The sequence below is a fragment of the Dermacoccus sp. NHGro5 genome (assembly GCF_017565385.1).
GTDB lineage: Bacteria > Actinomycetota > Actinomycetes > Actinomycetales > Dermatophilaceae > Dermacoccus > Dermacoccus nishinomiyaensis.
Map to the genome: position 1 here is coordinate 14,249 of NZ_JAGEKQ010000018.1, position 13,233 is coordinate 27,481.

9 protein-coding genes are annotated in these 13,233 nt (G+C 69.8%); 5 read left to right on the forward strand and 4 right to left on the reverse strand.

Going from position 1 to position 13,233, the window contains the following annotated elements; genetic code table 11:
* Nucleotides 1-123: 123 nt before the first annotated feature.
* Nucleotides 124-1,266 carry a type IV toxin-antitoxin system AbiEi family antitoxin domain-containing protein gene (locus J4Z35_RS08900; RefSeq protein WP_208065527.1) on the reverse strand — a complete coding sequence of 381 codons (1,143 nt, stop codon included), beginning with the start codon at nt 1,264-1,266 and terminating at the stop codon, nt 124-126.
* Between the two features lie 293 nt (nt 1,267-1,559).
* Nucleotides 1,560-2,276, reverse strand: a complete 717-nt coding sequence (locus J4Z35_RS08905; RefSeq protein WP_143181547.1) for a VIT family protein — start codon at nt 2,274-2,276, stop codon at nt 1,560-1,562.
* A gap of 221 nt (nt 2,277-2,497) precedes the next feature.
* Between J4Z35_RS08905 and typA the strand changes: the two genes are divergently transcribed.
* The 4 genes from typA to J4Z35_RS08930 all read left to right on the forward strand — a co-directional run bounded on the left by typA (nt 2,498) and on the right by J4Z35_RS08930 (nt 8,031).
* Nucleotides 2,498-4,411, forward strand: coding sequence for a translational GTPase TypA (gene typA / locus J4Z35_RS08910; protein ID WP_208065528.1), 1,914 nt, complete (start codon nt 2,498-2,500; stop codon nt 4,409-4,411).
* A gap of 351 nt (nt 4,412-4,762) precedes the next feature.
* Nucleotides 4,763-5,692, forward strand: coding sequence for a PIG-L family deacetylase (locus J4Z35_RS08920; protein ID WP_062255821.1), 930 nt, complete (start codon nt 4,763-4,765; stop codon nt 5,690-5,692).
* On the forward strand, nt 5,689-6,192 hold the full coding sequence (locus J4Z35_RS08925; RefSeq protein ID WP_006947412.1) for a flavin reductase family protein: 504 nt from the start codon (nt 5,689-5,691) through the stop codon (nt 6,190-6,192). Before J4Z35_RS08920 ends, J4Z35_RS08925 begins: the two co-directional genes overlap by 4 nt.
* Nucleotides 6,193-6,279: 87 nt before the next feature.
* Nucleotides 6,280-8,031, forward strand: coding sequence for a VanW family protein (locus J4Z35_RS08930; RefSeq protein ID WP_074040383.1), 1,752 nt, complete (start codon nt 6,280-6,282; stop codon nt 8,029-8,031).
* Nucleotides 8,032-8,047: 16 nt separating this feature from the next.
* Here the strand turns inward: J4Z35_RS08930 and J4Z35_RS08935 are convergent, their stop codons facing one another.
* On the reverse strand, nt 8,048-9,004 hold the full coding sequence (locus J4Z35_RS08935; protein ID WP_074040384.1) for an alpha/beta fold hydrolase: 957 nt from the start codon (nt 9,002-9,004) through the stop codon (nt 8,048-8,050).
* A gap of 87 nt (nt 9,005-9,091) precedes the next feature.
* On the opposite strand from J4Z35_RS08935, the gene J4Z35_RS08940 reads away from it, so the two are divergent.
* A complete protein-coding gene (locus tag J4Z35_RS08940; protein WP_208065529.1) occupies nt 9,092-12,028 on the forward strand; it encodes an FAD-binding and (Fe-S)-binding domain-containing protein in 2,937 nt (978 codons plus the stop codon).
* A 134-nt stretch (nt 12,029-12,162) separates the two neighbouring features.
* Here J4Z35_RS08940 and J4Z35_RS08945 read toward each other — a convergent pair whose 3' ends face one another.
* Nucleotides 12,163-13,182: a GNAT family N-acetyltransferase gene (locus tag J4Z35_RS08945; RefSeq protein WP_074040385.1), complete on the reverse strand. Its 1,020-nt coding sequence runs from the start codon at nt 13,180-13,182 to the stop codon at nt 12,163-12,165.
* Between the last annotated feature and the right edge of the window lie 51 nt (nt 13,183-13,233).

Consider the following 13,233-nt stretch of genomic DNA (forward strand, 5'->3'; position numbering starts at 1 on the left):
GGAATGTGCCGCACATTCCTCGTGCAGATGCACATTTCTCGTGCAGCTGGGCTCTCGTGGCGCGGTGAGGCGGGTGGCCCGCTCGTTCAACGGCGCGGCGGGTGCCCGCCCGAGGTCGCTCGTTCAGGAGGCTCGTGCCGCAAGCGCGACGGCCTCGCGCACGAGTGACCTCACGCGCTCGTGGTGGTCGAGGTCGCGGTAGAGCACGCGGACGACGTGGTAGCCGAGTCGCTGCAGGGCGACCTCGCGGAGCTTCTCGCGGCGCAGCGCTTCGCGGTCGGTGTACTTGAGCAGCCCGTCGACCTCGACGATGACGTTCGTCCCCGCCACGAGGAAGTCGGCGCGCGCCACGAACCGTCCGTGCGCGTCGTACACCTCGAACTGCGGGATGACGGTGTACCCCAACGTCGCCAGCACCCAGCGGGCCCGTGATTCCGCAGCCGACTCGGTTCGCGGATCCGCGAACCGTGCCACCGTTCGTGCCTGATGAGCGCCCGCGCGAGTTCCGAAGGCGTCCGCCGCGGCGACGAGGGCATCGGCGTCGAGGCCCAGACGGCGAGCTGCGTCGGCGACGACGAGACCGTCGGGGATGCCGTGGTGGGCCGCGATGTCGATGCCGACTTGGGCCAGGCCCTGCACGGGCCGCGCGATGCCGGCGAGGGGGACGTCGGCCGGCCCGGCGCCCCACGGCCGACGCATCGCCAGGCCGGGGCGGGTGCTGGGTCCGTACGGGCGACGGGACATCTCGACCGTGGTCGGCATGGTGAGCACCGGCAGCTGGTGGGCCAGCGCGGCCGTCACACCGGTGAGGTAGCTGCCGGGAATGGCCTCGAGCAGTGCGACCGCCCGCCGCAGGTGATCCTCACGGGCTGCCTGCCAGGGGTCGTCTGGCCCATCTGTGCGCGTGACGCCGCCGGCCATGCCGGGCGCGGGCTGTACGGCGTAGAGACCCTGACCGAGGCGGGTCAGCACACCCGCCTGCCCCCAGCGTCGCAACTGCGAATCGGTGACGCCCGCGCCCAGGGCCTGCGCCCGCGTGAAATGCCCCAGCCGTGACAGTGCGAGGAGCACGTCGGGAATCGTCACGCCGGGGGCGCTCGCGTCGGAGGCGGCCGCACCACGGGCGTTCGGTGAGGGGTCGGTATCGGGGTCGACCGGGTGGTGGACGCTCGCGGCGGTGTCGTTCGGAGTGAAGGCCCGAGCGCCCTGAGGGGCGGCGTCGGAGCGGACCGCGCCGCCGGCGCTCGCGCGGGGGATCGTCGTCATGAGCCCAGCCTGGTCGAGAATGAGGCCCGGCCGCTGAGGCCCTGTGGACAACTCGTCACATCGACGCGGACGGCGCAGCACCTCGTGTCCTGATGGAACTCCCCGCGGGGAGCCAGCCATTCACTGAACCAAACCCAGCTGCGCGAGAAATACGCATCTGCGCGAGGAATGTGCGTCACATTCCTCGCGCAGATGCGCAAAAGTCGAGCAGCTGCAGCGTCAGCCGGGCAGATGCGGACACCCGGGCAGACCCGCCGGTCGTACAGGTCAGACAGCCGCTCAGGTCAGACAGCTCAGGCGACGCCCGTGCCGACGAGCGAACCGACGCCGAAGGTGATGGCCATGGCGAGTACGCCGCCACCGACGTTGCGGGCGACGGCGCGTCCGCGCTGGGCGCCACCGATGCGCGCGCTGACGAAGCCGGTGATCGCGAGCGCGATGACGACGGCGACAACCGTCACCGGCACCCTGAGCGACGGCGACGGCAGCAGGATCGCGAGCAGCGGGATGAGAGCACCGAGGGCGAACGACACGAACGACGCACCGGCGGCCGTCCACGGGTTCGCGAGGTCGTCGGGGTCGAGGTTGAGTTCGGCGTCGGCGTGCGCACGCAGCGCGTCCTTCTCGGTGAGCTGGACGGCGACCTCGCGAGCGAGGGGCTCGTCGAGACCCTTGTCGACGTAGATCTGCGTGAGTTCGGCGAGTTCCTCGTCGGGCATCGTGGCGAGCTCGAGCTTCTCCTTGGCGAGGAGCGCCTTCTCGCTGTCGAGCTGCGTCGAGACGGAGACGTACTCGCCGACGGCCATCGACAGCGCACCAGAGACGATGCCCGCGACACCCGCGATGATGATGGGGGTGCGCTCAGCCGTCGCTCCGGCGACACCCATGACGAGGCCGGCGACGGAGACGATGCCGTCGTTGGCTCCGAGAACGCCGGCGCGCAGCCAGTTGAGCTTCGCGGCATGCCCGGCATCGTGGGCCTCGCCGCTGTGGGGAGTCGTGGTCGTCATGACGCGCATCGTGCGCGATCGACGATGCGAGCGCCACGTAGGTGAGGCTTCGATGAGTCCGGTCACGTTGGCTTCGGCTCGGCCCGTACCCCGAGGGCGCGGCCTTGCGGCCGGTCGAACCATCAGGTGCGTCCATCATCCGCACCCCGAGGGCGCGGCCTTGCGGACCCTCGGATGGACCGCGTCCCCGGCAGGTCGAAAACCCTGCGACAATGGCAAGCATGGCTTTGAAGTCTCGTAACGACGTTCGCAACGTCGCCATTGTCGCCCACGTCGACCACGGCAAGACCACCCTCGTCGACAAGATGCTCTGGCAGGCCGGCGTGTTCGCCGAGCGCGCCACCGTCGAGACCACCGGAGAGCGAGTCATGGACTCCGGTGACCTCGAGCGTGAGAAGGGCATCACGATCCTCGCGAAGAACACCGCGATCCACTACGCGGGCCCCGCCGCGAAGGAGGTCGCGGGCCTCGACGACGGTGAGTTCGTCACGATCAACATCATCGACACCCCCGGTCACGCGGACTTCGGTGGTGAGGTCGAGCGCGGTCTGTCGATGGTCGACGGTGTCGTCCTGCTCGTCGACGCCTCCGAGGGTCCGCTGCCGCAGACGCGCTTCGTGCTGCGCAAGGCCCTCGACGCGAAGATGCCCGTCATCCTGTGCATCAACAAGGTCGACCGTCCCGACAGCCGCATCGCCGAGGTCATCGACGAGGTCTACGAACTGTTCATGGATCTCGACGCGGACGAGGACCAGATCGAGTTCCCGATCGTCTACGCGTCGGCGAAGAACGGCATCGCCTCGACCGTGCGTCCCGACAACGGTGGCCTGCCCGAGGGTGACTCCGTCGAGCCGCTGTTCAAGACGATTCTCGAGACGATCCCCGCCCCGACGTACGAGGAGGGCACGCCGCTGCAGGCGCACGTGACGAACCTCGACTCGGACAACTTCCTCGGCCGACTCGCGCTGCTGCGCGTGTTCAACGGTGAGATCGCCAAGGGCCAGCAGGTGACGTGGTGCAAGGCCGACGGCACGCAGCAGAAGGTGAAGATCACCGAACTGCTCATGACGGAGGGCCTCGAGCGCAAGCCGTCCGAGAAGGCCGCGGGCCCCGGCGACATCATCGCCGTCGCCGGCATCCCCGACATCACGATCGGCGAGACCCTCGCCGACGCCGAGAACCCGGAGCCGCTGCCGCTCATCACGGTCGACGAGCCCGCGATCTCGATGACGATCGGAACGAACACCTCGCCGCTCGTCGGCAAGGAGCGCGGCACGAAGGTGACCGCGCGTCTCGTCAAGGACCGCCTCGACAAGGAGCTCATCGGCAACGTGTCGCTGCGCGTCCTGCCGACCGAGCGTCCCGACGCCTGGGAGGTGCAGGGCCGCGGTGAGCTGGCGCTCGCCATCCTCGTCGAGCAGATGCGCCGCGAGGGCTTCGAGCTGACCGTCGGCAAGCCGCAGGTCGTCACGCGTGAGATCGACGGCAAGCTGCACGAGCCGTTCGAGCGCCTGACGGTCGACACACCCGAGGAGTACCTCGGCGCCATCACGCAGCTGCTCGCTGCCCGCAAGGGCCGCATGGAGCAGATGACGAACCACGGCACCGGTTGGATCCGCATGGAGTTCGTCGTCCCCGCGCGTGGCCTCATCGGCTTCCGCACCGAGTTCCTCACCGAGACGCGCGGTACGGGTATCGCGCACTCGACATCCGAGGGTTACGAGCCGTGGGCGGGCACCATCACGACGCGCGTCGCCGGGTCGCTCGTCGCCGACCGCACGGGCCCCGTCACGTCGTACGCGATGGTCAACCTGCAGGAGCGCGGCACGCTGTTCGTCGAGCCGGGCACCGAGGTGTACGAGGGCATGATCGTCGGCGAGAACAGCCGCGCCGACGACATGGACGTCAACATCACCAAGGAGAAGAAGCTGACGAACGTTCGCGCGTCGTCCGCCGACAACTTCGAGAAGGTCATCCCGCCGCGTCAGCTCTCCCTCGAGCAGAGCCTCGAGTTCTGCCGTGAGGACGAGTGCTGCGAGGTCACCCCGACCGCCGTGCGCATCCGCAAGGTCGTGCTCAACGCCGGTGAGCGCGCGCGCACCGCGTCGCGTGTTCGTAACGCGAACAAGAGCTGACCTGATCAGCTGACGATCGACGAACGGCCGGCCACTCTCGAACGAGGGTGGCCGGCCGTTTCGCGTGCGGCAGAGTGGGGCCATGAACAAGAACCGGGAGGGCGTCTGGATCGTTCAGCACGACGAGACGCCCCACAACACCGTCCTCAGGGTGTTCGCGACGGCCGAGGAGGCGGCAGAGTAGGCCGACGGTGCATGTGAACTACGCCGATGGCGTCATCACCATGGCGTTTCCGATCGGGTTCCGGTTCGAGGACGGGGCGGCGCGCTACCGCCGCTGAGCCTTCGACCCCAGGCATGCAGCCACTGCGCTCTTTGCGTTTCGGCGCGTGGAGGACGAAGGTTGACCTCATGGCTCGGCTTCTCTTCGCGCATGCGCATCCTGATGACGAATCGCTGTGGACGGGTGTGACGATGGCGCATCACGTCGCGCGGGGTGACGAGGTGCACGTGCTCACCTGCACGCTGGGGGAGGAGGGCGAGGTCATCCCTGACGACCTCAAACACCTCGAACTGCCCGCCGGCTCAGCGCGTCCCGACGACGTCGCGGACGAGCTCGCTCCGGTGCGTCGCGAGGAACTGCGCCGCGCGATGACGGCGATGGGGGTGACGTCGTCGGTCGTCCTCGGTGACGACGCCTTCCGCGCCCTCGCGAACCGCCCTGAGGCGCGCACGTACCGCGATTCGGGCATGGCAGGCACGCCGTCGGCATCCCACCCCCGGGCGTTCACGGGCGCCGACATCGAGGCCGTCGCTGCCGACGTCGCCGCGTACGTCGACGCGCTCGCGCCCGACGTCGTCGTCACCTATGACGAGCAGGGCGGCTACGGCCATCCCGACCACATCCGCACGCACGAGGTGACGGTCGCCGCGCTCGCCGCATCGACCGCGCGCCCGAGGCTGTTCATCACCCTGACGCCGCAGTCGTGGGCACAGGAGGATCGCGCCTGGCTGCACGCGATGTGCTCGCCCGAGTTCCTCCACGAGACGGGCTTCGTCGTCCCCGAGCGCGACGACGCCTACCCGCCGTCCGTCGTGCCCGACGACGAGGTGACGCACGCGGTCGTCGATGACGCCGCCGTCAGCCTCCAGATCAAGGCGCTGCGCGAGCACCGCACGCAGGTCAGCGTCGCCGACGAGGTCTACGCGCTCTCCAACGACGTCGCCGCACGTCTTTCGGGACGTGAGGGGTTCACCGAGTACGACGCCCGCGCTCGCCGCCGCATCGTCGGCGCCGAGAACGCCACGCCGAGCGCGACGCGCCCGGAGCTGATCGCATGACCTCCCACCACGAACCGGTCGACCCCGACCACTACCGCAAGGCCATCGGTCGTCTCGCGACGGGCGTCAGCGTCGTGACGACGCGCGTCGGCGACATCGACCACGCCATGACGATCAACTCGTTGACGAGTGTCTCGCTCGACCCTGTTCTCATGCTCATCAGCGTCGAACGCGAGGCCCGCTTCTTCGAGGCGGTCATGGAGCGCGGCGAATGGGCGGTCTCCCTGCTCGGTGCGAGTGCGAAGCCGATCGCGTCGTGGCTCGCGACGCGCGGGCGTCCGCTGCACGGCCAGCTCGACCGCGTGCCGCACCACCGCGGTGACGCGACGGGCCTCGCCCTCGTCGACGACGCCCTCGCGGAGTTCGAGTGCCGCACGGTCTCGACCCTCGACGCGGGCGACCACACGATCGTCGTCGGTGAGGTGCTGACGCTCGCCGTCGGCGACGCTCCCGAGGACGCCCTCACGTATTACCGGGGCGCATTCGGCCGGTTGCGCTGACGCGTCGCTCGTGCCCAGATCGTCGGACGCCGCCGTTCGTGGTGCAATGGTGCGACCCGTGGCGCGGGGTTTTCGCGGGTTCGAGACATGCAGGAGGTCACCGTGGCGGACGACGAGCAGGTGCAGGCGACGCAGCCGGACGGCACGCGTCGGCGCAGGCATCTGGCCTGGTTCGGGGGCGCCGGTGTGCTCGCCGTGGCGGCGATCGGCTACGTCGGGGCCTGCTACCACTACAAGGACACGATCGCGGGCGGTACCACCGTCGCGGGCCGCAGCATCGGCGGGATGACGATGGAACAGGCCTCGCGTCAGGTCTCCGGCCTGCCGGGCCCGGGGGCGCAGCAGCAGGCCACCGTCACGGCCGACGGGCAGAAGTTCGCGTTCGAGCCGTCCAGCGCATGGAAGCCGGACGTGGCGCGCACGCTCGACGGCGTCACCGGGTTCAGCCTGTCGCCTACCCGCCTCATCCATCACATCAGCGGTGACGGCGGCGCCGTCACGCCGCGGTACACGGTCGACGAAGCGGCGCTGGCGCGTCTCGTCAAAAGCTCGGCGGGCACCTCGATCAAGGGCGCGCCCACGCAGGGCAAGGTGAAGTTCATCAACGGTGAGGTCGTCGTCGTCAAGGGCGCGCCGGGCAAGAGCGTCGACGAGAAGGCGGTCGCGAAGGACGTCGCCGAGCACTGGCCGGGCACCACGGCCTACACCACGAAGCTCGTCGACAAGCAGGCCGACGCGACGCAGGACGCCGTCACCGCGTTCGCGGCGGGGGATGCGAAGAAGGCGATGTCCGAGCCGCTGCAGGTCAAGGCCAATGGCGAGACCGTGACGATGAAACCCTCCGATGTCTCCGAGGTCATCTCCTCCGACACGGATGCGCACGGAAAGCCCTCCATCAAGGTCGACGCGGACGCACTGCTCGCCCACGTCCTCGAGCGCAGCACCGACATGCAGAACGACATCGCGACGGACGCGAAGGTCGTGTGGAAGGACGGGAAGCCGAGCGTGCAGCCGGGCAAGGCCGGCCAGCAGATCGACGCCTCGAAGGTGCAGTCGGTCGTCGCGGCAGCACTGACGGGCAACCACGTCGCGAACCTGCCCATGAAGCCGATGCAGCCGCAGGTGACCGAGAAGGACATCAACGTCTCGTCGCTGCCCACCACGTCGATGGCGCACTTCGAGTCCAAGTTGCCCGGCGGCGCCGAGAACGCCGCGCGCACCCACAACATCGAGACGGCGCTCGCGACGCTCAACGGGATGGTGGTCAGACCCGGTGAGCAGTTCTCACTGTTGCGTGCCCTGGGGTACTCGTTGACGAAGGAGAAGGGCTACGTCGAGGCGGGCACGCTGCAGGGCGGCATTCACGTCGACGGCATGGGCGGCGGCGTCTCCCAGGTCTCGACTGTGCTCTACAACACGGCGTTCTTCGCGGGCGTGCAGCTCGACGAGCACACCCCGCACGACGTCTACATCGATCGCTACCCGATGGGTCGTGAGGCAACCCTGTGGAACCCCGGCGTCGACAACACGTGGACGAACGACACCGGCCGCCTCATCCTCATCAAGGCGGGCACGAGCGGCAACAAGGTCGTCATGGACTTCTACGGCACACGCCAGTACGACGTGTCGACGAAGACGGGGCCGAAGACCGACGTGGTGCAGCCGAAGCAACGCACCGTGAAGGACGTCAAGGGGTGCGAGAACTCCGTCGGAAACGGCACGCCAGGCTTCCAGGTCGACGTGTCGCGCACCCTCAAGAAGGGCTCGAACGTGGTGCGCACCGACAAGATCCACACGAAGTACCAACCCGACGACATCATCACCTGCGTCGGCTCGTGATGTCGGCGCGCCGGTCTTACAGGCCCGCGTGCTCGATGACGAGGTCGGCGACGTCGCCGGCGTGCGAGCGCACGGCCCAGTGCCCGGCGTCGAGAGGCCGCACGCGGGCCGTCGCGGCGTAGGCTGCGCCGTACGTAGCGATGGGTTCGCGGACGTAGCGGTCCTTCGTCGGCACGACGATCTGAGTCGGCACGTCGGTGCGACGAGGCCCGGAGGTCGCGTCCGCGCTGGAGCCGTGCCGACGCAGCCCCATGTTGGCGCGGTACAGCTCGAGGCCGTCGAGCATGTCGCGGCGCTCGCGCTCGGCGCCGTCGCCGCGCTGCAACAGCCGCCCGAACGCGCCGCTGCGGATGGCGAGTTCCGGAAGCAGCGGGGTCTGGAAGAACGCGATGTACGTCGACGACGCGGCCTGCTGCGCGAGGAGCAGACGATCGTGGGTCGAACCACGGGCCATCGCGTGCATCCAGCGCGACGCATGATCGAGACATGGGCCCGAGATCGTCGTGAAGCTGCTGACGCAGGAGGCCGCGCCGTCGTCCGTCACGGCCTGCCAGGCCTGGATCGAACCCCAGTCGTGGGCGAGCAGATGGACCTCATGCCCGTTCTCGGCGGCTGCGGTGACGGCCCGATCGACGTCGCGGCGCAACTTGTCGAGGGCGTAGCCGTCGCGTGACGGCGGCGCGTCGGAACGGCCCGACCCGCGGGTGTCGTAGGTGAGGACGTCGGCGCGCGGGATGAGGTGGGGGATCATCGCGTCCCAGACCCGCTGGTCGTCAGGGTAGCCGTGCACCGCGATGACGACGGGACGCTTCGGCGTGCGGCCGGTCGGCATGCCTTCGTCAGACGAGTCGCCAGCCGACGATTCGTCAGCCGACGAGACGGCGAGTCGGTGCCACGTCGCGGCGAGCGTCAGGCCGTCATCGGTGGTCAGGGAGGTCTGTTCGACAGTAGCTTCGTGCGTCGCGGTCGTCATGACGCCACTGTGCCGTACGAACCCGGGGCCTGTCTTGATCTACGACGCTGCCCGACGCGCCCAGGGGCGGCGCGGCACAATGAACGCGTGAGTACGCCGAGCATCCCGTTCACGCCCGCCGCCGACGTCACGACGCATGCCGCCACGATCGACGTCGGGCGCATCGCGCACGAGCTGCGTCATCACGAGGTCACCGACGTCCTCGTCAGCGGTGTCGAGCGTGCCGCGTACTCGAGCGACGCGAGCCTGTACCGCGTGCTGCCGCGCGCGATCGTGCGTCCGCGCCACACCGATGACGTGCTCGAGACCCTCGCCGTCGCGCGCAGTCTGGGCGTGCCGATCACCGCACGCGGCGCGGGCACGTCATGCGCCGGCAACGCCGTCGGGCCCGGCATCGTCATGGATTTCAGCACGCACATGAACAAGGTGCTCGACCTCGATGTCGCGAACCGGCGCGCCGTCGTCGAACCCGGCGCGGTGCATCAGAGCCTGCAGCGCGCGGTACTGCCGCACGGGGTGCGCTTCGGGCCGGACCCGTCGTCGCACACGCGATGCACGATCGGCGGGATGATCGGCAACAACGCGTGCGGGTCGCGGGCGTTCGCGTATGGCAAGACGAGCGACAACCTGCTCTCGCTCGAGATGGCGACGGCCGGGGGCGAGCTCGTGCGCCTCGATCACGGGGCGTCGCGCGACGCGCTGACCGCCGCGCACCCCTACCTCGGGCGCCTCGACGACCTCGCCGGCGCGAACCTCGCGACGATCCGGCAGGAGTTCGGGCGCTTCGATCGTCAGGTCTCCGGCTACGCGATGGAGACGCTGCTGCCGGAACGCGGGTTCGACGTCACACGCTTCATGGCCGGCACCGAGGGCACGCTCGGGGTGCTGACGGAGGCCACTGTCGGGCTCGTGACGGAACCGGCGTTCCGCATCCTCGTCGTCCTCGGCTACGACGACATGCCGGCCGCCGGTGACGCCGCGCCGCTCGTGCGTCAGTTCACGCCGACGGCGTGCGAGGGCATCGACCGGCGGCTCGTCGACGTCCTCATCGCGCGGCGCGGCGCGCAGGCCGTCCCGGCGCTGCCGAAGGGGTCGGGGTGGCTGCTCGTCGAGATCGCCGGCGACGATCGCGACGAGGTGCTCGCGCGCGCCGAGGCGTGTCTCGTCGGCTGCGGGGCGATCGACGGGCGCGTCGTGCTCGACGCCGCGGAGACGAGTGCGCTGTGGAAGGTGCGTGAGGACGGCGCCGGCCTTGCGGGGCGCTCGCCGAAGGACCTGCCCGCGTGGCCCGGCTGGGAGGACGCCGCCGTCCCGCCCGAAAAGCTTGGCGCGTACCTGCGTGACTTCGACGCGTTGCTCGACACCTACGACCTCTCCGGGTTGCCGTATGGACACTTCGGCGACGGGTGCCTGCACATCCGCATCGACTTTCCGCTCAGCGCGCCGGGCGGCACGCAGGTGCTGCACGAATTCCTCGACGAGTCGGCGCAGCTCGTGGCGCGCTACGGCGGGTCGATGTCCGGTGAGCACGGCGACGGGCGCGCCCGCAGCGAGTACCTCAGCTCGATGTACTCGTCGCAGGCGCTCGCGTTGTTCGCCGGCGTCAAGGAGATCTTCGACCCGACGAACCTGCTCAACCCGGGCGTCCTCGTCGATCCCGCGCCGGCGGCGGCCGACGTCCGCATGGCGCACGTACCGCCACTGACGAAGGACCTCGCACTCGCGTACGCGCATGACGGCGGCGACTTCGCGCGCGCCGTCCACCGCTGCACCGGCATCGGCAAGTGCCGCGCGAGCACGATCGGGACGACGAACGTCATGTGCCCGAGCTACGCGGCGACCGGTGACGAGAAGGACTCGACGCGCGGACGCGCGCGGCTGCTGCAGGAGATGGTGCAGGGCGGGCTCTCCGGCGGTTTCGTCAACGACGGTTGGCGCTCGCCGGAGGTGCACGAGGCGCTCGATCTGTGCCTGTCGTGCAAGGGCTGCACATCGGACTGCCCGACGGGTATCGACATGCCCGCGTTCAAGTCGGAGGTGTTGCATCAGACGTACAAGGGGCGCCTGCGTCCGCGCTCGCACTACGCGTTGGGGCAGCTTCCGCGCTGGGTTCGGCTGGGACACATGGCGTCCGGCGTGTTCAACCTGGCGCTCGCGGTGACGGGCAAGGTGCCGGTGCTCAAGAAGCTCGCCGGCGTCGATCCGCGACGCTCGGTGCCGTCGTTGGCGCGTGAGTCGTTCCGTGACTGGTGCCGCACGAACGATGTCGGGTTCTTCGAGGACGCCGACCGTCGTGGCGTGGTGCCGGAGAACGCCGTCGTCATCATGGTCGACACGTTCACCGACCATTTCTCGCCCGAGGTCGGTCAGGCCGCGGTTCGTGTGCTGCGGCGCGCAGGCTGGGAACCGTTCGTCGTAGAACGCGCCGGCTGCTGCGGTCTGACGTGGATCTCCACGGGCCAGCTCGACGGGGCGAAGAAGCAACTGCGCGGGTTGATCGGCGACCTCGCGCCCGTCGCGCGTCGTCACGTGCCCGTCATCGGGCTCGAACCGTCGTGCACGGCCGTGCTGCGCGGTGACGCCGCCGAGCTACTGCCCGGCGACGAGGACGCCGCGCTGGTGGCGCGCTCGACGTCGACGCTCGCGGAGTTCCTCGCCGGTGACGACCGGTGGACGGCGCCCGACCTGTCCGGTGTCGACGTGGTCGCGCAGCCGCACTGTCACCACCACGGCGTCATGGGGTGGTCACCCGATGCGGCGCTGTTGCGCGACGCCGGCGCCAACTTGCAGCAACTCGGCGGATGCTGCGGCCTTGCAGGCAACTTCGGCGTCGAGCAGGGGCACTACGAGGTGAGCGTCAAGGTCGCCGAACAACAGCTGCTGCCGGCGATGGACGCCAAGCCCGACGCTGCGCTGCTCGCCGATGGGTTCTCGTGCCGCACCCAGATCGCCGACCTCACCGAACGTCGCGGCATCCACCTCGCGCAGTTGCTCGACGACGCTCAAGGTGGTCAGGGCGTCTGAGCCCTGAGTGCAGGCAGGGGGTCAACGGCGTCTCTCGAGGCATCGCCCTGCCTGCGCGCGTGGATCTCTGACCGGATTCGCGTCGTGCGCGACGCGTTTCCGGGCGATGATCGCGGAGGCCGGTGCCTCGGTGGTCAGTTCGGCTGGAGGTAGACGTACCTGTGGTGCGTCGTGAAGCCGAGCGATTCGTACAGAGCGATGGCCGGTGCGTTGTCGGCGGCGACCTGCAGGTACATCGACGAGGCGTCGGCGCGGAGCGCTTCGTCGGCGCAGGCGCGCAGTAGTTGTCGTGCGAGGCCCTGACGGCGGGCGTCGGGGCGGGTGGCGAGGGCGAACACTCCGGCCCATCCCGGCGACAGCGCCAGGCGAGCGTGGGCGACGGCTCCCGAGGGCGCGCCCGCCGCACCGGAGGTGATGCCGTCCGTGTCAACGGGCGGCGTGAGCGCGAGGAAGACCTGCTTTTCGGAGCCCTCCAGGACGCGCCGGGCGTCGCTCTCGTGCGTGCGGGCCCGGTCATCGGCGAGCGACCACCACGCGTCGTCGAGGGCGGGGGAGACGTTCGTGCGCATCGAGCTGGTCGACGTGCGCCGCGCAGCCGCAGCGACGTCGGCGCTCGCGGCCGTCATGACACGTACCGGGCGGAGCGCCTCCCAGCCGAGAGTGGTGGCCTCCTGGACGAGGGGGTCGTCGTCGGCCGAGAAGCCGGGTGAGAGAGGCACCTGGATCAGGGGCGGCAGCGCTCGAGCGTCGTACCAGCGTCGAACGGTGGCAAGCGAGTCGGCCGTCGACGGGCCGGGTTCGCCGAGGACGAGAGCCGAGTTGGCACGCCCGGTGTAACCGCCGGCAGCGCGCAGCATCCAGCGTCCGAACCACTCACGTTCGTGGGGCGGCCAGCCGTCCGTCATGAGCTCTTCGAGATCCTCGACGGAGACCGCGCGATGCGGCGCGCCACGCCGGCCGGGGCGTGGGCCGAGCGCCTTCGCCGTCACGATGTGCGTGATGGCGACGCGCACCTCGCCGCGCCGGGTGTCGACGACGACATGGCCAACGTCGACGGAGCGGACGGTGCCGACGATGTCCGTCAGGGTCGCGTTCGCGTCGAGCGTGCCTGCGGCGGCGGCGATCTCGCCGGCTGTCAGCCGCCGGCGAATCATGACCCGTGCGCCCTCTCGCAGGGTGGAAGCAAGGGTGGGCTTGTTTTCGGC

Excerpts from the sequence above, each read along its gene's own strand:
- J4Z35_RS08900 (WP_208065527.1), bottom strand. The coding sequence starts at position 1,266 with ATGACGACGATCCCCCGCGCGAGCGCCGGCGGCGCGGTCCGCTCCGAC.
- J4Z35_RS08905 (WP_143181547.1), bottom strand. The coding sequence starts at position 2,276 with ATGACGACCACGACTCCCCACAGCGGCGAGGCCCACGATGCCGGGCAT.
- typA (WP_208065528.1), top strand. The coding sequence starts at position 2,498 with ATGGCTTTGAAGTCTCGTAACGACGTTCGCAACGTCGCCATTGTCGCC.
- J4Z35_RS08920 (WP_062255821.1), top strand. The coding sequence starts at position 4,763 with ATGGCTCGGCTTCTCTTCGCGCATGCGCATCCTGATGACGAATCGCTG.
- J4Z35_RS08925 (WP_006947412.1), top strand. The coding sequence starts at position 5,689 with ATGACCTCCCACCACGAACCGGTCGACCCCGACCACTACCGCAAGGCC.
- J4Z35_RS08930 (WP_074040383.1), top strand. The coding sequence starts at position 6,280 with ATGCAGGAGGTCACCGTGGCGGACGACGAGCAGGTGCAGGCGACGCAG.
- J4Z35_RS08935 (WP_074040384.1), bottom strand. The coding sequence starts at position 9,004 with ATGACGACCGCGACGCACGAAGCTACTGTCGAACAGACCTCCCTGACC.
- J4Z35_RS08945 (WP_074040385.1), bottom strand. The coding sequence starts at position 13,182 with ATGATTCGCCGGCGGCTGACAGCCGGCGAGATCGCCGCCGCCGCAGGC.